The sequence below is a fragment of the Roseinatronobacter sp. S2 genome (genome assembly GCF_029581395.1).
In the GTDB taxonomy this organism is placed as follows: Bacteria; Pseudomonadota; Alphaproteobacteria; order Rhodobacterales; family Rhodobacteraceae; genus Roseinatronobacter.
On record NZ_CP121113.1, the window covers coordinates 1,007,219 to 1,025,915 of the forward strand.

At 63.7% G+C, this 18,697-nt stretch carries 20 protein-coding genes; 14 read left to right on the top strand and 6 right to left on the bottom strand.

Translation table 11 applies throughout. From position 1 onward, the window contains the following. The first annotated feature begins 10 nt into the window (after positions 1–10). Genes P8S53_RS04640 through P8S53_RS04655 form a run of 4 tightly spaced genes read left to right on the top strand, consistent with a single transcriptional unit; the run spans position 11 to position 4,159 of the window. Positions 11–808: a CDP-alcohol phosphatidyltransferase family protein gene (locus P8S53_RS04640; protein WP_277805995.1), complete on the top strand. Its 798-nt coding sequence runs from the start codon at positions 11–13 to the stop codon at positions 806–808. After that, entirely contained in the window at positions 805–2,427 is a 1,623-nt protein-coding gene (locus P8S53_RS04645) for a sulfatase-like hydrolase/transferase (RefSeq protein ID WP_277805996.1), read from the top strand. Before P8S53_RS04640 ends, P8S53_RS04645 begins: the two co-directional genes overlap by 4 nt. Beyond that, complete coding sequence (locus tag P8S53_RS04650) at positions 2,424–3,326, top strand: lysylphosphatidylglycerol synthase transmembrane domain-containing protein (protein ID WP_277805997.1); 903 nt, start codon at positions 2,424–2,426, stop codon at positions 3,324–3,326. Before P8S53_RS04645 ends, P8S53_RS04650 begins: the two co-directional genes overlap by 4 nt. Next, positions 3,323–4,159 (top strand): inositol monophosphatase family protein, encoded by an 837-nt coding sequence (locus tag P8S53_RS04655; RefSeq protein ID WP_277805998.1) that lies wholly within the window; start codon positions 3,323–3,325, stop codon positions 4,157–4,159. The genes P8S53_RS04650 and P8S53_RS04655 overlap by 4 nt, the downstream gene beginning before the upstream one ends. Positions 4,160–4,219: 60 nt before the next feature. On the opposite strand, the gene P8S53_RS04660 is transcribed toward P8S53_RS04655, so the two are convergent. Continuing rightward, the gene (locus P8S53_RS04660; protein ID WP_277805999.1) at positions 4,220–4,954 is read right to left on the bottom strand and encodes an FkbM family methyltransferase; all 735 of its coding nucleotides are present in this window, start codon (positions 4,952–4,954) and stop codon (positions 4,220–4,222) included. A 196-nt stretch (positions 4,955–5,150) separates the two neighbouring features. Here P8S53_RS04660 and ribA point away from each other — a divergent pair, with 196 nt between their 5' ends. From ribA to P8S53_RS04685, 5 genes are read left to right on the top strand one after another with little or no spacing between them, the layout of a single operon-like run. After that, positions 5,151–6,287, top strand: coding sequence for a GTP cyclohydrolase II (gene ribA, locus P8S53_RS04665; protein ID WP_277806000.1), 1,137 nt, complete (start codon positions 5,151–5,153; stop codon positions 6,285–6,287). Then, on the top strand, positions 6,284–7,234 hold the full coding sequence (locus P8S53_RS04670) for a zinc-binding alcohol dehydrogenase (RefSeq protein ID WP_277806001.1): 951 nt from the start codon (positions 6,284–6,286) through the stop codon (positions 7,232–7,234). Before ribA ends, P8S53_RS04670 begins: the two co-directional genes overlap by 4 nt. Before the next feature lie 15 nt (positions 7,235–7,249). Then, entirely contained in the window at positions 7,250–7,645 is a 396-nt protein-coding gene (locus P8S53_RS04675) for a 6-carboxytetrahydropterin synthase (protein WP_277806002.1), read from the top strand. Positions 7,646–7,648: 3 nt separating this feature from the next. Next, positions 7,649–8,452: a hypothetical protein gene (locus tag P8S53_RS04680; protein ID WP_277806003.1), complete on the top strand. Its 804-nt coding sequence runs from the start codon at positions 7,649–7,651 to the stop codon at positions 8,450–8,452. After that, positions 8,445–9,269 carry a RibD family protein gene (locus P8S53_RS04685; protein WP_277806004.1) on the top strand — a complete coding sequence of 275 codons (825 nt, stop codon included), beginning with the start codon at positions 8,445–8,447 and terminating at the stop codon, positions 9,267–9,269. Before P8S53_RS04680 ends, P8S53_RS04685 begins: the two co-directional genes overlap by 8 nt. A 97-nt stretch (positions 9,270–9,366) precedes the next feature. Here the strand turns inward: P8S53_RS04685 and P8S53_RS04690 are convergent, their stop codons facing one another. The 5 genes from P8S53_RS04690 to P8S53_RS04710 all read right to left on the bottom strand — a co-directional run bounded on the left by P8S53_RS04690 (position 9,367) and on the right by P8S53_RS04710 (position 15,337). After that, positions 9,367–11,469 (bottom strand): TonB-dependent receptor domain-containing protein, encoded by a 2,103-nt coding sequence (locus P8S53_RS04690; RefSeq protein ID WP_277806005.1) that lies wholly within the window; start codon positions 11,467–11,469, stop codon positions 9,367–9,369. Positions 11,470–11,558: 89 nt separating this feature from the next. Next, complete coding sequence (locus P8S53_RS04695; protein ID WP_277806006.1) at positions 11,559–12,347, bottom strand: heme ABC transporter ATP-binding protein; 789 nt, start codon at positions 12,345–12,347, stop codon at positions 11,559–11,561. Positions 12,348–12,352: 5 nt separating this feature from the next. Further along, on the bottom strand, positions 12,353–13,453 hold the full coding sequence (locus P8S53_RS04700) for an iron ABC transporter permease (protein ID WP_277806007.1): 1,101 nt from the start codon (positions 13,451–13,453) through the stop codon (positions 12,353–12,355). A gap of 4 nt (positions 13,454–13,457) precedes the next feature. Beyond that, on the bottom strand, positions 13,458–14,300 hold the full coding sequence (locus P8S53_RS04705; protein WP_277806008.1) for a hemin ABC transporter substrate-binding protein: 843 nt from the start codon (positions 14,298–14,300) through the stop codon (positions 13,458–13,460). Then, complete coding sequence (locus tag P8S53_RS04710) at positions 14,297–15,337, bottom strand: hemin-degrading factor (protein WP_277806009.1); 1,041 nt, start codon at positions 15,335–15,337, stop codon at positions 14,297–14,299. The genes P8S53_RS04705 and P8S53_RS04710 overlap by 4 nt, the downstream gene beginning before the upstream one ends. Before the next feature lie 200 nt (positions 15,338–15,537). On the opposite strand from P8S53_RS04710, the gene P8S53_RS04715 reads away from it, so the two are divergent. Genes P8S53_RS04715 through P8S53_RS04735 form a run of 5 tightly spaced genes read left to right on the top strand, consistent with a single transcriptional unit; the run spans position 15,538 to position 18,472 of the window. Continuing rightward, positions 15,538–15,951, top strand: coding sequence for a hypothetical protein (locus P8S53_RS04715; protein WP_277806010.1), 414 nt, complete (start codon positions 15,538–15,540; stop codon positions 15,949–15,951). Beyond that, entirely contained in the window at positions 15,948–16,646 is a 699-nt protein-coding gene (locus P8S53_RS04720) for a MotA/TolQ/ExbB proton channel family protein (RefSeq protein ID WP_277806011.1), read from the top strand. Before P8S53_RS04715 ends, P8S53_RS04720 begins: the two co-directional genes overlap by 4 nt. After that, positions 16,639–17,028 carry a biopolymer transporter ExbD gene (locus P8S53_RS04725; protein WP_277806012.1) on the top strand — a complete coding sequence of 130 codons (390 nt, stop codon included), beginning with the start codon at positions 16,639–16,641 and terminating at the stop codon, positions 17,026–17,028. Before P8S53_RS04720 ends, P8S53_RS04725 begins: the two co-directional genes overlap by 8 nt. Continuing rightward, positions 17,025–17,414, top strand: a complete 390-nt coding sequence (locus P8S53_RS04730) for a biopolymer transporter ExbD (RefSeq protein ID WP_277806013.1) — start codon at positions 17,025–17,027, stop codon at positions 17,412–17,414. The genes P8S53_RS04725 and P8S53_RS04730 overlap by 4 nt, the downstream gene beginning before the upstream one ends. Further along, a complete protein-coding gene (locus tag P8S53_RS04735; protein WP_277806014.1) occupies positions 17,411–18,472 on the top strand; it encodes an energy transducer TonB in 1,062 nt (353 codons plus the stop codon). Before P8S53_RS04730 ends, P8S53_RS04735 begins: the two co-directional genes overlap by 4 nt. Positions 18,473–18,697 lie beyond the last annotated feature (225 nt).

Here is an 18,697-nt window from a genome sequence, read left to right on the forward strand (position 1 = left end):
TTGACTTGGCGTGTCCAACGCTAAATCGGCGGGTATGGTCGAATTATCCTATGCCAAACCCGCAAGTCCCATATCGCGCGTGCGACTGCATGCGCTTGCGCTTTTGGTGTGTGCAGGCGCATTCGCGGTCGCAGGGGCTTATTTATTAGGGGTTTTTGCGGGGTTTGGCACGGCTGCTGCGCTGCTGTGTGCGGCGCTGACCGGCATTATCTGGGCCGCTGGCGCGATTGCCATCATGGCAGGTCTAAGGGCGGATTATTTCCCGCATGACAGGCTGGGCGGGGCAAATGTCATCACAATACTGCGAGCCGCCGGAATCGCGGCAATGGCGGGGCTGCTGGCGGCACCCAACGAACTGGCGCAGGGCATGGGCTGGGCGCTGGTCACGGTGGCGGGCGTTGTTCTTGCGCTGGATGCGGTCGATGGGTGGGCCGCGCGGCGCACAGGTCTGATGTCAAGGTTTGGCGCGCGGCTGGATGTGGAAACGGATGTGGCGTTCGCACTTGTGACAGCGGCGCTTGCTGTGGCCGCAGGCAAGGTTGGCATCTGGTTTCTGGTGCTTGGGCTGTTGCGACCTGCCTTTCTGGCGGCGACTTTTATCTGGCCTGTTTTGCGCGCGCCGCTGCCCCCCGCACAACGGCGCCGCATTGTCGCGGGCGCGCAGATGGGTGCGCAGGTCGCATTACTGGCGCCGGTGCTGGTGCCCCCTGCCTCGGCGGTGCTGGGCGGTGTTGTATTGATGGTGGTGCTGTGGTCCTTCACAATAGATATTCGCGCGCTGCTGGCGCGTCGTGGACAAACAGCGTGAATTACCTGCGCACAGCTCTGGCGCTTGGCCTTCTGTATCTGGTGTTGATCCAGCCAAACCACCCCGCTGCCATGACATGGGGCGCGCTTGGCCTCTTTCCGTTAGAATTGCCGGTGATTGTCGCGGCACTTGTTGCGATGGGCGCGGGCAGGGGCGGGCTTGTGTTGCGGGTTGTGCTGGTTGTGGCGATGGTGGTGATTGCGCTGCTGAAACTGGCGGATTTCGGCACATTCATCGCGTTTAACCGTGGCTTCAACCTTGTTGCTGATTACAACCTTTTGCCTGCGGCGTGGGACTTGGCGCGCGGCAGTATCGGGCTGGCGATGGCTGCACTCGCGCTGGGCGGGGCCGTGGCGCTGGTGGCCCTGCTGGCGCTTGCGCTGTGGTGGACAACAGGGGTGTTTTCCAGCCTGACGCCTGCTGCGCGCCCGCGCGCGATAGCCGCGCTGCTGTTGGTTCCGGCAACCGCAATCGCGGTGGCGGAAATTGGTCAGGCGCGGCGGGCATGGTTCCTGCCGCCTGCTGTGTCAAACGCAATTCCGGGGGCGGCCTTTACCGCGCGCGTCGGACTGGAACGTGTGGAACAAATTCGCACCACGCGCGCGGATCTGGCAAGGTTCAGGACCGCCGCGCAACAAGACAGTATGCGCGATGTAGCGCCATTGTTCGACAGGTTGGGCACGCGTGATTTTGTTCTGGTGTATGTCGAAAGCTATGGCCGGTCCAGTTTCGAGAACCCGCTTTATATTCCGACCCATACCGCGACCCTGCAAACTATTGAGGGGGATCTGGCCGCGCGTGGTCTGGCCATGCGGTCGGGCTGGGCGCGTGCCCCTATGGTTGGTGGCCAAAGCTGGCTTGCGCATGGCAGTGTCGCATCGGGCATGTGGCTGGACACGCAGGCGCGCTACCGTGCGCTGATTGCCAGCCCGCGCCGGACACTGTTTCACTATGCGCAGGATGCAGGCCGTCGCACGGTCGCCATTAAGCCCGCGCATGTGTTTCCATGGCCGGAAGGGGATTATTTCGGATTTGACGCGATCTATAATGCCGCCGATCTGGGCTATGAGGGGCAACCGTTCAACTGGGTGACCATGCCCGACCAGTTCACCCTGCACGCACTCGACCGGCTGGAGCGCAGCGATCCCGACCGCACGCCGCTTGTGGTGCAGGTGGCGCTGGTGTCGTCGCACGCACCTTGGGTGCCCATTCCCGAACTGGTGGATTGGGACGACATTGGCACCGGCACGATATTTGACCAATGGGCATTGTCCGGCGACCCGCCAGAAGTGGTCTGGCGCGACCATGACCGCGTGCGCGACCAATTCCGGCTGGCGGTGGATTACAGCCTGCAATCGGTCGGGGCATGGGCTGCACGCCATGCGGGTGACCCGCCGCTGATGGTTGTGCTTGGGGACCACGAACCCGCGCGTTTCGTGTCAGGGGTGGATGGGTTTGACGTGCCTGTCCATGTGATCGGCCCCGCCGATCTGGTGGACCGCTTCGCCGATCTGGACTGGACCGAAGGCATGATCCCCTCGCCCGCGACGCCGTCCATACGCATGGACGGCATGCGCGATGCCCTGCTTTCGCGCCTTGGCAGCGGGGCCACCCCATGACATGGGTTTTGCGGCTGCTGGCGTCGCTGGCGGCATTGAGCGCGGTAATCTGGCTTGTGGACCCCGCGACCCTTGGCCCGCATCTGCGCGGCGCCGACATGCGATGGATGGCGCTGGCCGTGGCGGTTCTGGGTGCGCAGGTGGTGGTGTCGGCGCTGCGCTGGCAGGTGACCGCGCAGGCCCTTGGCGTGCGCCTGCCCACCCTTTGGGCCATATGCGAATATCATTTGTCGGTGTTGGGCAACACAGTTTTGCCCGGCGGCGTTCTGGGTGATGTGGGGCGCGTGGCGCGGATGCGCGCCCATGGCGGCTGGCGGCTGGCCGTCGGATCGGTTGTTATCGAACGGCTTGCGGGGCAGGTGGCGCTGGCATGTGCCGCCATGTTGGGCGTGGGGTGGTGGGCGCTGACACAGCTGGGCGCTGCGGCGGTGCCGGTCATTTCATTGGGTGTGGCTGTGACAGTCGCGCTGGTATGGGGCGGGGTGCGCTTTCTGCCGGATGCGGTGCGCCGCGCGGTTTCGGCGGCGTGGTTTGCGCCGCAGTTTGCGCTGCGGCAGCTGGGCTATACTGCCGTGATCCTTTGCTGCAATCTCGGCGGTGTGTGGGCGGCGGCGCAGGCGGTGGGCGTGCAGCTTGGTCTTGGGGCGGCGTTGTTCGTCATTCCGCTGACTTTGCTTGCGATGTTGCTGCCTGTTTCTGTCAACGGGTGGGGTTTGCGCGAAGGGGCGGCGCTGCTGCTTTGGCCCCTTGTGGGGGTGGCCGGACCGCAGGCCGTGGCCGCCAGCATCAGCTTTGGTCTGGCTGCCCTTGGGGCCGCGATGCTTGCGATTGTTCCGTGGACGGTGCAGCTTGTCTTGCGGGACCGGCCCATGCCCGCGATGGCAAGCGACAGGAAATGACACTGAAACCTGCATTTATTCCACCGCACCTGCACGGTTGTCCCCACGGGGACACCCTTGCGGATGTCGTGCCAGAAGTTATCCGCGCTGGCGAAGGTCTGCTGGAATTCTGGTCGGCGCGTGACACATTGAACGTCGAAGAAAAGCGCGCGGGCGATTTTGTCAGCGCGGCAGATCTGCGCACCGAAGCCTTGTTGCGCGACGCGTTGTGCCATCCGGCCGATGACTGGCTGGGAGAGGAGACGCGCAGCACCAATCACACCCGTGCGCCCGCATCGCGCCAATGGATTGTCGATCCGCTGGACGGGACCACGAATTTTCTGCGCGGGATTGGCCATTGGGCGATTTCGGTTGCGTTGCAGGTGGACGGGGTGCGCGTTCTGGGGGTGGTGCATGATCCGGTGCGCAATGAGACCTTTTTTGCGCTGCGCGGGGCCGGTGCCTACCTGAATGGCGATGCCATTCGCGCAGCACAGACACAGCGCATGCAAGATGCCCTGTTCGGAACCGGCATACCCTTTGGGCAGATGGCGCATATCGATGACCACGCAGCCCAGATCGCGCGCCTGATGCCGCAATGTGCGGGGGTGCGCCGGATGGGGGCTGCGGCGCTTGATCTGGCCTATGTGGCCTGCGGGCGGCTGGACGGGTTCTGGGAACGGCGGTTGCAGCCATGGGACATTGCAGCAGGTCTTGTGCTGCTGCGCGAAGCGGGCCTTCGGGTTGAAGCGTTGGACAAGTCCGAACGCCCAGAAGACACCGGCACAGTGCTGACCGCCTGCGCGCCGTTGTTTGACCCGTTTGCCGCAGTCCTGCGCAATAGTGGCAAGTAGCGCTGCCTGTTTATCTGTCAGCAGACGCGGCCAATCAGGGTGCCGCCTGCGCGCGCCATGTCAGCCCCGCAGCCGCGCGTATATGTCGCCCGACCCCGCATCAGGTGCCAGTGCGCCCAGCCATGCCTGCATCGCCGCCAGATCGCGCCATGTCCCCCATTCGAAAGCGGCATTTTCACCGCGCACCACGTTGAATTCATACGCCCCCAGATCCGCGATCATGCTGATCGCGCGGTTGCTGACATCTGGCAGACCTGGCAGATATTCCACAGAAATCAACTGCACGGGGTGGGACAGGCCGGACAGAACCTCTGTCTCGAACCCTTCGACATCGATCTTGATGTAGCGCGGCAGCCCATGCTGCGCGATCATCCGGTCCAGCGATGTCATGGCCACATCTGCGCGGGCATCCCATTTCACATGCTCGAAACCGGGCATGGTGCGGGCTTCATCCGGCAGGCTGGCGCGCAGCGATGACACTGTCGGGTGACGCAATGACACCGACATTTCTGCGCGCATTTCTGACGGGCCAAGGGCCGCTTCCACAAGGACGATATCGCGCGGCAGGGTGTGGCGCAAGAAGCGCGCAAATGCGGGTTGCGGTTCAAATGCAACCACCCTTGCGCCGCAGCTGCGCATGGCCCGCGCGCGCGTGCCGACATGCGCCCCCACATCAAAGACCAGATCACCGCTGTTCAAAATTCCGTCATAAAGCTGTCTGGTCCGCCGCATCATCATAGGGTTGAAGTAAATCAACACCGACCGACACAGTCCCAATGCAACGCGCAAAGACATATTTACACCTGTTTTAATAGCACCAGACGCTTAGATAGCGCCTGTGCGCCGGTGTCCAAGCGCTGCGGGGAAAAACCTGTGTGACCTGCGGCACAGGCGATTTGCTGCCAACGGAAAAAGCCGCGTTGCACTTGTTTTTCACGCCATCGCCCTAGTTGACCATCAGCATGTTCAACTTTTCCTTTTGGTGGGTTTCGTGACGTTTCCTATTGCAATCCCTACGGCCATGACGGCGCCCGGCCTTGGCGTTGATCTTGGTGAACGGGTCGCGCGGCTGGTCTGCGATACCCGTCTTGGCCTGCCCGTGCTGATCGGCTGCGGTGCTGATATGACTATTGTCGCACCGGCCGAGACATTGCGGCAGGGCCGGTTTGCACAGCTTGCGGCGTTCGGGGTGCCACATCTGGTTTTGTCTGGCAGGCGGTTCGCCGCGCTATTGCCTGACACGCAACAGGCCACGCGAAGGGTGTGCACGCTGGCCCTGCCCGCCGCCACACCGTTGGATATGATGCGTCAGATTGCCGGTGGTGCGGATGTTGCGGCAAGCCTGCTGCCTGCTGGCACAGTGCAGGTGGACTGCCCCGACCCGCTGCCCGACGCTGCAATGTCACTGGCCAAGGCCGCCCAGCTTTTGCCCGCGATGCTGATGTGGCGTATTCCTGCGGCTGCACGCGACGCCTTGTTGCGTCAGGGGCTGGGGTATCTGCCCGCGCGCGATGTGCTGGATGAGCTGTCCAGCGAACGCGGTTTCGGCGCAGTCAGTTCGGCGGCCTTGCCGATGGTGTGCTCGGCTGCGGGCCGTGTGAAGGTGTTTCGCCCCGACAATGGCGGGGCTGAACATTATGCCATTACAGTGGGCACCATTGCGCCCGAACAGCCGGTTCTGGCGCGCTTGCATTCGGCGTGTTTCACAGGCGATGTGCTGGGCAGTCTGAAATGCGATTGCGGCCCCCAGTTGCAGGCAGCACTTGCCGCGATGGGGCAGGCGGGTGGCGGCGTGCTGATCTATCTTAATCAGGAAGGGCGCGGCATCGGGCTGGCCAACAAAATGCGCGCCTATGCCTTGCAGGATGCGGGCCTTGATACCGTACAGGCCAACCACCAGCTTGGTTTTGAAGATGACGAGCGTGATTTTCGCGTGGGGGCCACGGTTCTGTCCTCGTTGGGCATCAGGCGGGTGCGTTTGCTGACAAACAACCCCGCCAAGATGCGTATTCTTGCAAGCCATGGGATTGATGTTGTGGAACGCGTGCCGCTTCAGGTCGGGCAGACACAGCAAAACGCGCATTATCTGGCGACCAAAGCGCTGAAATCCGGGCATATCCTGTCATGACCGGCCCGCGCGCCTTATGGGTTGTGGCCCCGAACCGTGCAGAAATCAGGCCCGCCAGTGCAGGGCAGGGGGTCCGGCTGCGCAGCCTGTATTCGGGCATCAGCCGCGGGACCGAACGGCTGGTCTTGCGCGGGGCTGTGCCCGTGGGCGAACACACGCGCATGCGGGCCCCCCATCAGGAAGGGGATTTTCCCTATCCGGTCAAATACGGGTATTGCGTGGTCGCGGAAATAGCGCAGGGCGCGCAAGCGGGCCAGCCCGTCTTTGCGCTGTTCCCGCACCAGACATGGTTTTGCCTGCCGCAAGACGCATATACCCCCCTGCCTGATACCCTGCCGCCCCCGCGTGCGGTGCTGGCGGCAAATATGGAAACCGCGCTGAATATCATTTGGGACAGCGGGCTTTCGGCGGGTGACAAGGTCAGCGTCATCGGGGCGGGGGTGCTGGGCGCGCTGGTGGGCTACCTGTGCGCGCGTCATCCGGGATGCGAGGTGACCTTATGCGACATTGACCCCGCCCGCGCCGCATTGGCGCATGCGCTGGGGTGCGATTTTGCCGCGCCGCAGGATCTGCCGCAAGGGCAGGATGTTGTCATCAATACCAGCGCGTCCGCGAAGGGGCTGGTGCAGGCGCTGGATATTGCAGGCATGGGTGCCACAGTGGTCGAGGCCAGCTGGCATCGCGAAGATATGGTTGCGCTTCCCTTGGGGGCGGCGTTTCACAGCCAGCGCCTGCGGTTGGTCAGTTCGCAGGTGGGGGCCTTGCCGCCCGCGCGCGCGCCGCGCTGGAATTTTCGCCGCCGCATGGACAAGGCACTGGCGCTTTTGTGCGATGACCGGCTGGACGTGCTGATTTCAGGCGAAAGCGCCTTTGATGATCTGCCGGATGATTACCCCCGTATTCTGAATGCGCCGGACACGCTGTGTCACCGCATTCGCTATGACTGAACAGAAAGGACGCCCATGTTCGCCGTCGAAGTCAAAGATCATATCATGATTGCCCATTCGCTGCCCTCTCCCGTGTTTGGCCCAGCGCAAGGCATGCATGGCGCGACATTCACCGTGGATGCCGCATTTTTCACCGACGATCTGGACGTGCATGGTCTGGTGGTCGATATCGGTCTGGCCGTCGATGCGCTGGCTGAAACCCTGCAACCGCTGCGCTACAAGAACCTTGATGAAATTCCCGAATTCGCCGGAAAATTCACGACGACCGAATTCCTGTGCAAACACATCTTTGACCAGATGCGCGCCCATATCACTGCGGGCACGCTTAAGGATGCAGGCCGCGTGCGGCGGTTGCGGATTACGCTGCATGAAAGCCACATGGCCCGCGCCTGGTTCGAGGGAGAGGTGTAGACCATGGGTTTCGCGCCGCAATGGCTGGCCTTGCGTGAACCCGCCGACCGCGCGGCGCGTGACACGGCGTTGCTGGCCCGCGCGGCGCATCTTGCGGGACCGGCACCTGTCATCGTCGATCTGGGCGCGGGCACGGGGGCCAGTGTGCGTGCGCTGGGGGGGCATTTGCCGGATGCGGCGCGCTGGCGTCTGGTGGACAATGACGCAGCGTTGCTGGCGCTGGCGGTGGCGAACCACCCCAATGCGCAAGCCTGCCAGCTTGACTTGAACCACCTTTCGGATCTGCCGCTTGACGGGGCGACACTGGTGTCGGCCTCTGCGCTTCTGGATCTTTTATCCGAACGCTGGTTGCGCGCATTTGTGGATATTCTGGTCCGCCACCAGTTGCCGTTTTATGCGGTGCTGTCTTATGATGGTGTTATGCACTGGCAGCCCGAACTGCCTGATGATGCGGGTATCACGGCGGCATTCAACCGCGACCAATGCACAGACAAGGGGTTCGGCCCCGCACTCGGGGCGGCGTCGGGCCATATCGCGCGGACGCTTTTTGAACAAGCGGGCTATTACGTCATGTTGGCACAAACTCCGTGGGTGCTGACGCAACAGGACGCGCGGTTGCAGGCGGAACTTCTGGACGGGATTGCCGGCGCGGCCGCGCGTGCGGGGCATGGTGGCGCGCCCGCATGGAATGCTGCGCGTCAGCGGCTGGTGTCGCAGGGGCGCTGCACAGTCGGCCATCTGGATGTTCTGGCGGTGCCGACAGGTCGGGTGGCGCTGCTTGATGGTCATGGGTGCGGAAATGGATAAAGCCCTTGTCAGCGCCCGCGTGTGGCAGCGCATTCTGGACATACGCAATGGCACCGGCTGCCCCTGTTGCGGCGACTGGAGTGCTGCGGAACGTGCGGCCCTTGCCATATATGCGCCGCTTGCGCGCCGCGACCGGGGGCCTGTCACCATCGGCCAGATCGGCCAGTCGCTGGACGGGCGGGTGGCCACGGTTGCAGGCGATGCGCGCGACATATCGGGGCCGGACGGGTTGAAGCACCTGCACCGGCTGCGCGCCATTTCTGATGCGGTTGTCATCGGGGTGCGCACTGCGCTGCATGACAGCCCGCGCCTGACTGTGCGCCTGTGCGATGGCCACAATCCCGCGCGTGTGGTGATTGACCCGCGCGGGCGGTTGCCAAACGATGCGCAGATTTTCGCAGATGACGGCGCGCGGCGCATCGTGTTGCAGCACGGTGATACGGCCCGCCCCAAAGGGGTCGAGGTTGTTCGCCTTCCTGCGAGCGCCGAAGGCAGCATGTCACCGCGCCATATTCTGCGCGCCCTGAACGGCACAGGGCTGAACACAGTGCTGATCGAAGGCGGGGGTATTACCGTGTCGCGGTTTTTTCAGGCGGGTTTGCTGACGCGTTTGCATGTGGCGGTCGCGCCCTTGCTGATCGGGGGCGGGCCGCAGGGGTTTCACACCCTCAATCCGGTGGCGCAACTGTCCGACGCCACGCGCCCTGATACGCGGGTGTTCAATATCGGGTCCGATATCTTGTTCGATTGCGGTCTGGCATCGGCACAGGACATTGTTTCAGCGCCATGGCACGGGGTCGCACGGCAAATGCGCTGATGTGAATGGCCGCATATCAAGGCACCCGCCGGGGAATGAAAAACGCCAGCGCGGGGGGATGCGCTGGCGTTTGTTTTGTGAACAGGGGGGGCAGCCGCTACCAGCTGAAGTTGCGCCCTACAGACATGCGCAGGTCACGCCCGCGGCGCGGCTCGTTCGTGGCGAGCCCGCCGTCAAGAATGTTGCGGTATTGCTTGTCAAACACGTTGTTGACCGCCAGCTGCACCTCCAGTCCTGCAAGCGCACCCTGATCGGGGCGCCATGTGGCGTACAGGTCGTTCACGCCATAGCCCGGAAGATGGTCATAGGCACCGGGCGCGGGGCTGGCATTCCAGCGCTTTGACTTGCGCGCAAATGTGCCGCGCCAGCCATATTCCAGCGTCTGTTCAAACGCGCGTCCGCCCAGTTCCAGAACAAGTTCATCCGCAGGGGTAGAGGTAAGTTGCAGCCCTGTTGTCTGGTCGGTGCCCAGAATGCGGGAATAGGCGAATTTGCCGAACATGTTTCCGGCATCATAGCCCCCTTCCAGTTCAATCCCGCGAATATGGGCGCGCGCGATATTGGCATAGGTCGGGCCGGGGCCGGAAAAGCGTTCGATCTTGTCGCGAATGCGGTTTGAAAACACTGTCAGCTTCAAGTCCAGGTTGTCCCCGTCTGCAAGAACATTGCGCCCTGCATAGGAAAAGCCAAGATCCACGGTGCGCGCGCGTTCTGGCCGCAGGTCCAGCGAGACGGTTTTGCCCGCCCCTGTTGCCACGTCAAACACCTCGTCAATCGAGGGGGCGCGTTCCGTATGCGCCAAGGACCCGAACACCGCCCATTCCTCGTTGAACCTGTAATGCAGCGCGAGCGAGGCAACCTGTGCGGTATGGCTGCGCTGCCTGCCTCCCACCACATCACCCGATGGCGTAAGCGTAATCCTGTCAGCGCGCAGGCCCAGCACCGCGGTCAGCCGGTCATCCCAGATGAATTCGTTTTGCAAGAACACGCCATAGCGCCGGTCTTTGCCTTCCGGGTGGAAGGAAATCGCACCGGATTCGCGCTGCGCTGCACGCTTTTGCTGGGACGCGGTGACCCCGACTGTCAGGTAGTTTTCCCAGCCTTCGCCGGAAAAGGTAAAGCGGTTTTCCGCGCGCAATGCCAGTGTGCGGTATTGGTAAAACGCATCTTCGAACAGCGGGTTACCCGCAAGGAACGGATTGCCGGGAATGGCATTTTCCTGATCAATCAGCGTGCGCGAATAGGACAGCTGCACACGGCTGTCCAGCCACGGGGTGCCGCTGGCCGGATTGGTCCAGACCAGCGTTGCGGTGTCATCCTGCGCCTTGCGGTCGACAGTGCCGAAATCCGGAATATCGGCGACGGATGAATAATTCGCGCCATCCTCGTTACTGCGCCAGCGCGACAGCGACAGGCTTAGGGTTTGTTCGTTGCCGTCCCCAAAGCGGTAAGTGCCCTTCAGCAGCCCCGACGTTCCCGCCATGCCCGATCCGACAACCCGCGTGCCATCGCCTGACTTGTAATCCCCTTCGCGGCGATGGGTCAGCGCGGCCAGCACTTCGACGCTTTCGCCAAAGCGCTGGGCCAGTATGACAGACCCAAGCGTGCCGCCGCCATTGCTGTTTGCACCCGCTTTCACACGCAGCGCGGTTGTTTCGCCCATTTGCAGGAAATCGGCGGCGTCCTTGGTTTCGAACGCGACAACACCGCCCAACGCGCCAGACCCGTAAAGGGCAGATGACGCCGGACCACGCAGCACCTCGACGCGGCGATATAGTTCGGGTTCGCCAAAGAACTGGCCCACCTGATACAACTCGCCGTATTTTTCGACGCCGTCCACACTGATGATAATGCGGTTCTGGTCCGATGCGTCCCCGCCCACGCCGCGAATATTGTAGCGCTGGCCGGTCATGCGGTCGCCGCCCTGCACGGTGGCACCGGGAACTGTGCGCAACAAATCGCCCGGTGTGGCGGCCTGTTCGCGGTCGATGTCTTCCTGCTCTAGCGTGCTGACGGCTTGGGGGGTGTCAATCGCGGTGCGCGCGCGGCCAAAGCCCAGAATGACGCGGCCCAGAAACGACCCCGGCGCGGCGGTCGTATCCGCGCTGGTTTGCGCGTGCGCGGGCAGTGAAGCGCCAATCAGTGCCGGAACGGCAATAACGGTCAGCAGGCGCGCAGTGCGCCTTTTTGTGTTGTCCATCGGTATCCCCTTGGTGGTTTTCTGGCTGGCGATACCGCTGGCGTTCTGACAGGTTCGTTACTAATGCTTAGTAAAATAGTCAAGATTACTTAGGCGATTTCCGCAGCTTGTGGCAGAATAAATGCCTCTCCCGCGCGGGGCAGGCGGGAGACGCGCAAGGCGCAGCCATAGGCGCGCGATAAATTGGCATCTGTCAGCACATCGCCCACGCCGCCCTGCGCCAGAACCTGCCCGTCCAGCATCAGCGTTATGTCATCGGCAAACATGGCCGTCAGGTTCAGGTCATGCATGACAGCAACCACGCCACCGCCCGCGCGGGCAAATTCGCGTGCCAATGTCATGACCTGTAGCTGATGGCCAATATCCAGTGCCGCAACAGGTTCGTCCAGAAACAACCAGCGTGGCACACCGTCCACGACTGGTTGCCAGACTTGCAGCAACACGCGGGCCAGTTGCGCGCGCGCCTGTTCCCCGCCCGACAGTTCCTGAAAATACCGCCCGCCATAGCCTGCCAGCCCCACCCGTTCCAGCGCGCGGGTCGGCAACTGGGCGGCGTCGGGCCGCAGCGCGGTGGTCCCGACCAACCCCAGACGCACGACTTCATGCACAGTGAAGGGAAAGGCCAACTGGCTGGCCTGTGGCAGCACCGCGCGAATTTCTGCAAGCGCCCATGCCGGTATCTTGCGCGTGTCCTGCCCGTTCAGATGCACCGAACCGGAATGCGGCAGATCGCCGGTGACGGCGCGCAGAAGCGTGGTTTTCCCCGATCCGTTGGGGCCTACGATGACAGCCAGCCTGCCTGCCCTGGCGTGCAGCCGTGCATTGCGCAAAACGGGCTTTCCGCCAAGGGAGACATCAATATTTTTCGCGTCCAGCATGGCGGTCACATATCCACAATGCCGCGACGGCGCAGCAATATCCACAAAAACACCGGCCCGCCCAGAACGGCGGTGACAATACCGATCGGCAGTTCGGCAGGGGCAATGACAAGCCGCGCAATCATATCGGCCAGCAGCAACAGCCCCGCGCCCAGCAGTGCCGCAGCGGGCAGCAGGTAGCGATGGTCCGGTCCCATCGCCAAGCGCAGCAGATGCGGCACAACGATGCCGATAAACCCGATCCCGCCGGACACGGCCACGGCAGCGCCTGTGGCACCCGCAACGGTCAGGATGGCCATGTTCTTCATGCGCTGCACAGGAATGCCCATATGCGATGCCGCAGCTTCACCCAGCGCAAGCCCGTTCAGTGCGCGCGCCAGAACGGGCGCGGCAATCAGCGCCAGAACCATGATCGGTGCGGCAGCGGCCAGTTTGGCCCAGCTTGCGCCCGCCAGTGACCCCAGCCCCCAGAAGGTCAGGTCGCGCAATTGCTGGTCATCGGCAATATAGACCAGAATGCCCGTCAACGCGCCCGCCAGTGCCCCCAACGCGATGCCCGCAAGCAGCATGGTTGCAACCGATGTGCGCCCGCGCCGCGTGGACACGCGATACAGGATCAGCGTTGACGCCCAGCCCCCAAGGAATGCCGCCAGCGGCACCAGATGCATGCCAGCAACGGCCAGCACCGCAGGGGGCAGAAGCGCGCCCAGCACAATGGCCAGCACAGCGCCAAGCCCCGCGCCTGCGCCCACGCCCACGATGCCGGGATCTGCCAGCGGATTGCGGAACAGCCCTTGCATGACAGCGCCGGACACGGCCAGCGATGCGCCGACCAGAAGGCCCGTCAACAGCCGTGGCAGGCGGATGTCGAAGAGCACCACACGGTCGCGCAGACTCAGCGCCTCGCCCGATGCCAGTTGCCACAGGACATCCGGCAGGGACACGCCCGACGCCCCCACGCCCAGCGACAGGATGGACACGGCCACAACAAACACCGCAAGCGCGGTCATTGTGGCGCGTGCGCGCAAGGCGCGGTCGCCTGCGACCGCCATTGCAGGGGGGGCAGGGCGGCGGGGGCGGCGGCTGTTGAACGGCAGCGCGACCATACCCCTAGCCCCCCTGATGCGTCAGGTCAGGATAGATTGCCTTGTGCAGATCGCGCGCGGCCTGCGCTGTGCGCGGGCCAAAGCCCAGCAGGTAAATCCCGTCCATGCGGATGACCTGCCCGTTTTGCGCCGCAGGCGTCAGGCCAAGTGCGGGATGGCCGGTGATCTGCCCATTGCTCAGGGCGTGGTCGCCGTCGCGGTCCATCATCAGGATGACATCGGGGGCGGCGGCGGCAATCGCTTCGTCCGTCAGCAGGCGGTAGCCTGCGAAATCGTCAAAGGCATTGACGGCCCCTGCCATCTGGATCATCGCGCTTGCGCCGGTGTCGCGGCCTGCGGCGTTGATGCGGCCCCCTTGTGCGGACAGAACGAACATGACGCGCTGTGGCGTGCTGACCTGTGCGGTCTGTTCCGCCAGTGCCGCGAAATCGGCGCGCAGGGTTTCAACAAGTTGCGCGCCCGCGTCCTGCGCCTGCAAATGCTGTGCTACCTTTTCCACACGTTCCACCACAGCGTCCATGGTGGGGGTTTCGGTGATCTGGACAAAGGGCACATCGGCGGCCTGCATGATCTGGATGGTTTCCAGCGGTCCCGACCCTTCGGATGCAAGGATCAGGTCGGGGTCCAGCTGCAACAGCCCTTCGGGGGACAGGGCGCGCATATAGCCCACATCGGGCAGGTCATTGACGGCGGGCGGAAAACTGGCCGTGGTGTCGCGACCCACGAGCCGGTGTTCCTGCCCCAACGCATAGACAATTTCGGCCAAGCCCCCGCCCACGACAACCACGCGGTCCTGCGCGACAGCCGGGGTGGCCAGCATCAGGGTTACCAAGGCTGCACGGATCATGCCTTGTCCCCTTGCGCCAGCGGCAGCTTGTCCAGAAGCGCGCGAAAAGCCGTTGTGTCCGGTGCGCGTTTGCCGAATATCTGCGTGATCAGCGCGCCGTTTGCGTCAAATGCCTCGACCGAGTGGGCCATGCCGTGGCGTGTGGGTTTGGACACAAGCCAGACTTCGGCCACATGATCGGTGCGCAGATGCAGGTTAAAGCGCGGGTCCATAACATTGATCCATGGTCCCATCGGCTTGACCTGTTCAATGGTGCCACCGTGGATCTGGATGCAGCCCTGATTGCCCACAAAGATCATCAAGGGCACGGCATTCGTCGCCGCCATGTGCAGCAATTCAGTTACCGCAGTCGGTGCAAGGGGCTGCGCCCATTCTTCGCCCACAATGTGGTAGGCGCCAAGGCGGTTCATTTTCAGTCTGGAGGTGATGCGCAAAAACTGGTGCGTGTCGGTCATTGCGGCCCATTCCCGGCGCAACTCTTCCAGTTTGTCGGGGCGTGATTTCGCGCCCTCCACCGGGGCGCGCTGGGTCAACGCTACGCTGTCCGACTGGTCTGGCAGGCGCAGATCGGCCGCCAGCGTGTCAAACGCTGCGCGGTCTGACCCGTCGGTCAGAAAAACCTTATGAACCGCATCACCTGCTGCATCGAACACCTGCACCGATGGGCGTGGCCCGTCCAGAAGCGCAAATCCGTGGACCCAGTGGCGCGGGAACATGCGCAGATCAATTTCCGCGCCCAGCACCATGGATGCATGCGCGCCTGCGTGATAATCCTCATAGGTGCCCTTGCGTTCATGTACGACCGACTGGTTGCGCGTCAGTGCCATGACATCGCCCAGACGCTGGATTTCGGGCATCAGGCGGTCTAGCGCGGGGTCGATACGCACGACATTCGTGCCATCGACATGGGCGGCGACAAGTGCGGCTTCGGTCACACCAAGGCTGTCGGCCAGATCGCGGGCGCGGGTTTTTGGGTGGTCAAGGCGCGCCTGCCGTAAATCGGCGGGCGTGGGGTGGGACACAAGGTCAAGCGTCATGGAATTGCTCCTGTCAGTGCGCGTATTGTTTGGGTTTGGCGCGTGTCTGGCAGCAAGCTGGATGGCGCGAAACGGCAGCGCCGCTTCATTCTTGACAGTTTCACTAGGATAATGTTAGGCGCAGTTCAAGCGCAAATTCCGCGCAGCCAGCCAATGTGCCAGCCCTTTCCGATAACACCTATGTCATGAAAGGCCGCGATATGCGCGTTCTGCCTATTTTCCGTGCGTTTGTTGTATATGTGGTGGTGGCCCTGCCGGTGCAGGCGGCAGACCCCGCGCTGCATATCCGGCTGGATCAGGCCACCCAGTTGCAGCAGGACTGCCAGCTTGTGTTTGTGCTGGAAAACCGCATGGGCACGGGCATTGATGCCTTGCAGGCGGAAACCGTGCTGCTGAGTGCCGAAAACCGTGTCCTGCGGCTAAGCCTGCTGGATTTCCAATCCCTGCCCGAAGATGCGTTGCGGGTGCGCAGTTTCCAGTTTTCCGGCCTTGCATGTGACCAGATCGGGCGGGTGCTGTTCAATGCAGTTGGACCTTGCACGCCTTTGGGCGCGGGGGAATGCACTGCCGCGCTGCATGTGGGTAGCGAAACCGCGATCGAGGTGGTGAAATGACATTCACCACAGCCGAAATTATGGACAGCATTCTGGATTTTCTGGCGCTGGGCGGTCCGGTGGTCGCGGTGTTGCTGGCAATGTCGCTGGTAGCGCTGGCGCTGATATTGCTGAAGCTGTGGCAGTTCCGGCGCGCGGGTGTCGGCCATCATGCCGATATCATTGCGGCGCTTGACCTATGGGACAGGGGGGCGGTGCAGCCCGCCACGCAGCGCGCGGCACAAGGGCGCAACCATCTTGCGCCGCTGACAGTGCTGGCGCTGACCGCGGCAAATGCACAGGATGCGGCCCCTGACGCGCTGCGTGCCCGCCTGACGGGGCTGGCCGAAGCCGCGACATTGCGTCTGCAATCGGGGTTTCGCGCTTTGGACAGCATTGCACAGGTGGCGCCGCTTCTGGGGTTGTTCGGCACGGTGTTGGGCATGATCACCGCGTTCCAGTCCTTGCAGGACGCGGGCGCGGCGGTGGACCCTTCGGCCCTTGCGGGCGGGATCTGGGTGGCGCTTTTGACAACTGCGGTCGGGCTGGGCGTTGCCATGCCAACCGCGCTGGTGCTGACATGGTTTGAATCGCGCGTCATGCGCGAAGCGCAGCTGGCCATGCAGATCATTGATGTGTCGCTGTGTTCGGGTCTGGCGCAGGAGTGCCCGCTTGGGGTGCCCGCAAACCGCGCGGCTGTGGCACAACATGCCTGAACGGCGCGCCATAGCGATCCGTCGCAAGCGGTTGTCGATGACATCGCTGATTGACGTGATCTTCCTGCTGCTGCTGTTTTTCATGCTCAGCTCCACTTTTGCGCGTCAGGGGGAACTGCCGCTTGATCTGGCGATGGGCGGGGCTGACAGCGTGCCGGAAACCCCGCCGTTGTTTTTGCAGCTGCTGCCCGATGCGTTGCGCCTGAACAGTGTTGATGCCACGGTGGAAGACCTGCAAGCCGCCCTTGACGACCCCGAAGGCGGGCTGGTTCTGATTGCCATGGCCGACGGCGTGGAGGCGCAGGGTCTGGCGGATATCCTGCATCTGGTCCAACGCCGGAACGGCTGGCGGATCGGGGTGATCGGGGCGGGCGGATCATGACACGGCGCGGGATGACCCTTGTGCCGCGCGCGCGGCCGGAACCGAATATAGCCCTGATCAACATCGTGTTTCTGATGCTGGTGTTTTTCCTGATCGCGGGCAGTCTGGCCCCGCGCCCGGACCCTGACATAACGCTTATCAACCTGTCGGAAATTGAGACCGAGCCGCCACGCGATGCGCTGTTGCTGCTGGCGGATGGCGGCTTGCGGCTGAACGGGGCGGATGTGGCGCTGGCAGAGGCGGTGGCCCATTTTGCCGATGAACATGATGTACGCCTGCTGCCTGATCGTGCGGCGCCTGCGGCCAGACTGATTGAAACCGCGCAGGCGTTGCGCGCAGGCGGGGCGCAGAAACTGGTGATCGTCACGCAAGAGGGGGTGAAATGACCGCAGCAGCCGTGTTCCGGGCCTGCCCAAGGGTGAATGGCTGTCCTTTTGTGACCACGCGGCATTTGCGCGCGCTGGACCTGCGCCCGAAGGCGCGCACCATCGCGCTGGCGCTGGTTGTGTCCACGGCCCTGCATCTGGGTGCTGTGGCGGCATTGGGGCCGCAAGGCGCAGTCGTCATGACCGAAGGCGGGGGGGACGCGGCCCCCGCAGCGCTTGGCACGAGTTTTGAGGATTTTGCCATGGGCAGCACGCAACCCGCGCCCATGACCGAGGCCCAGCCCCCCGATGCTGCGGAACCGCCGCCCGTCCCACAGCAAACGGCACTGGCCCCGCCTGTTGCGGCGGCAGTCCCTGATTCCGCGCGCCCGCCCGAGCAGGCAATGCAGCCCGTGATGGACGCGCCCGCACCCGAAGATGCGGTTTTGCCGCAGATGGCCGAGCCGGTCGCACCGCAGCAGCCTATGGCCCCGTCCCCGACGGAAACCACGCCCCATCAGCAGGCCGAGGCGATGGAGGCCAGCCGCCCCGACCCTGTCGCGCCCACCGAGACCCCGCATGAGGCGATAAGCCCCGATGCGACAAGCCCAGACACGAGCCCCCGCCCGCCCGCGCGCCCGTCTGAACTGGCCGCACCGCCCCCGCCGCCGCGCCCCGCGCCGCAGCAAACCGCCGCCGCCCCTGCCAGTCCGCCCGGGAATGCGCAGCAAAACGCACAACGCGGATCGCAACAAGGCACGGACGGGCAGGCGGCACACACGACCGACGCGCGCCCGGCCACCACGCAGGCGGGCAATGCGGCGGCGTCCAATTATCCCGGTGAAGTGATGCGCCGCATCCAGCGGGTGCGTCAGGCGCGAAGCCCCGCGCGCGGGCGCGTCATCGTTGCGTTTGGCATTGCGGCTGATGGCAGCTTGGCGTCGGCCAGTGTTGCGCGCACATCGGGCAGCGCGGCACTGGATCAGGTGGCGCTGGACCATATCCGCCGCGCCGGACCGTTCCCCGCGCCGCCCGCAGGGGCGCAGCGGCAATTCAGTTTTGAATTCGTGGGGCGGTGAGGGCGCGCGCATATGCCGTGACAGGGCTGTTTTTGAAAGGGGGGTTGGGGGCTGCTGCCCCGACCCCCGCCTCAAGGGGGCATCCCGCCCCCTTGAGAAACCCTGCTCAGGGGATATTTAGACCAGAATGAAAGAGTAGTGTTCCGTGCTTTGGGCGATAGTGCCGCTGATTGCGCCATGGCACTGCGGGACTGACAGGTGGTTTTCCCTGTTCACACATCAATG

Coding starts and splice junctions, on each gene's coding strand:
- P8S53_RS04735 (WP_277806014.1), top strand. CDS start 17,411: ATGACCGCAGCAGCCGTGTTCCGGGCCTGCCCAAGGGTGAATGGCTGT.
- P8S53_RS04680 (WP_277806003.1), top strand. CDS start 7,649: ATGGGTTTCGCGCCGCAATGGCTGGCCTTGCGTGAACCCGCCGACCGC.
- P8S53_RS04730 (WP_277806013.1), top strand. CDS start 17,025: ATGACACGGCGCGGGATGACCCTTGTGCCGCGCGCGCGGCCGGAACCG.
- P8S53_RS04700 (WP_277806007.1), bottom strand. CDS start 13,453: ATGGTCGCGCTGCCGTTCAACAGCCGCCGCCCCCGCCGCCCTGCCCCC.
- P8S53_RS04670 (WP_277806001.1), top strand. CDS start 6,284: ATGACCGGCCCGCGCGCCTTATGGGTTGTGGCCCCGAACCGTGCAGAA.
- P8S53_RS04675 (WP_277806002.1), top strand. CDS start 7,250: ATGTTCGCCGTCGAAGTCAAAGATCATATCATGATTGCCCATTCGCTG.
- P8S53_RS04655 (WP_277805998.1), top strand. CDS start 3,323: ATGACACTGAAACCTGCATTTATTCCACCGCACCTGCACGGTTGTCCC.
- P8S53_RS04715 (WP_277806010.1), top strand. CDS start 15,538: ATGCGCGTTCTGCCTATTTTCCGTGCGTTTGTTGTATATGTGGTGGTG.
- P8S53_RS04695 (WP_277806006.1), bottom strand. CDS start 12,347: ATGCTGGACGCGAAAAATATTGATGTCTCCCTTGGCGGAAAGCCCGTT.
- P8S53_RS04650 (WP_277805997.1), top strand. CDS start 2,424: ATGACATGGGTTTTGCGGCTGCTGGCGTCGCTGGCGGCATTGAGCGCG.
- P8S53_RS04725 (WP_277806012.1), top strand. CDS start 16,639: ATGCCTGAACGGCGCGCCATAGCGATCCGTCGCAAGCGGTTGTCGATG.
- P8S53_RS04690 (WP_277806005.1), bottom strand. CDS start 11,469: ATGGACAACACAAAAAGGCGCACTGCGCGCCTGCTGACCGTTATTGCC.
- P8S53_RS04720 (WP_277806011.1), top strand. CDS start 15,948: ATGACATTCACCACAGCCGAAATTATGGACAGCATTCTGGATTTTCTG.
- P8S53_RS04685 (WP_277806004.1), top strand. CDS start 8,445: ATGGATAAAGCCCTTGTCAGCGCCCGCGTGTGGCAGCGCATTCTGGAC.
- P8S53_RS04660 (WP_277805999.1), bottom strand. CDS start 4,954: ATGTCTTTGCGCGTTGCATTGGGACTGTGTCGGTCGGTGTTGATTTAC.
- P8S53_RS04705 (WP_277806008.1), bottom strand. CDS start 14,300: ATGATCCGTGCAGCCTTGGTAACCCTGATGCTGGCCACCCCGGCTGTC.
- P8S53_RS04710 (WP_277806009.1), bottom strand. CDS start 15,337: ATGACGCTTGACCTTGTGTCCCACCCCACGCCCGCCGATTTACGGCAG.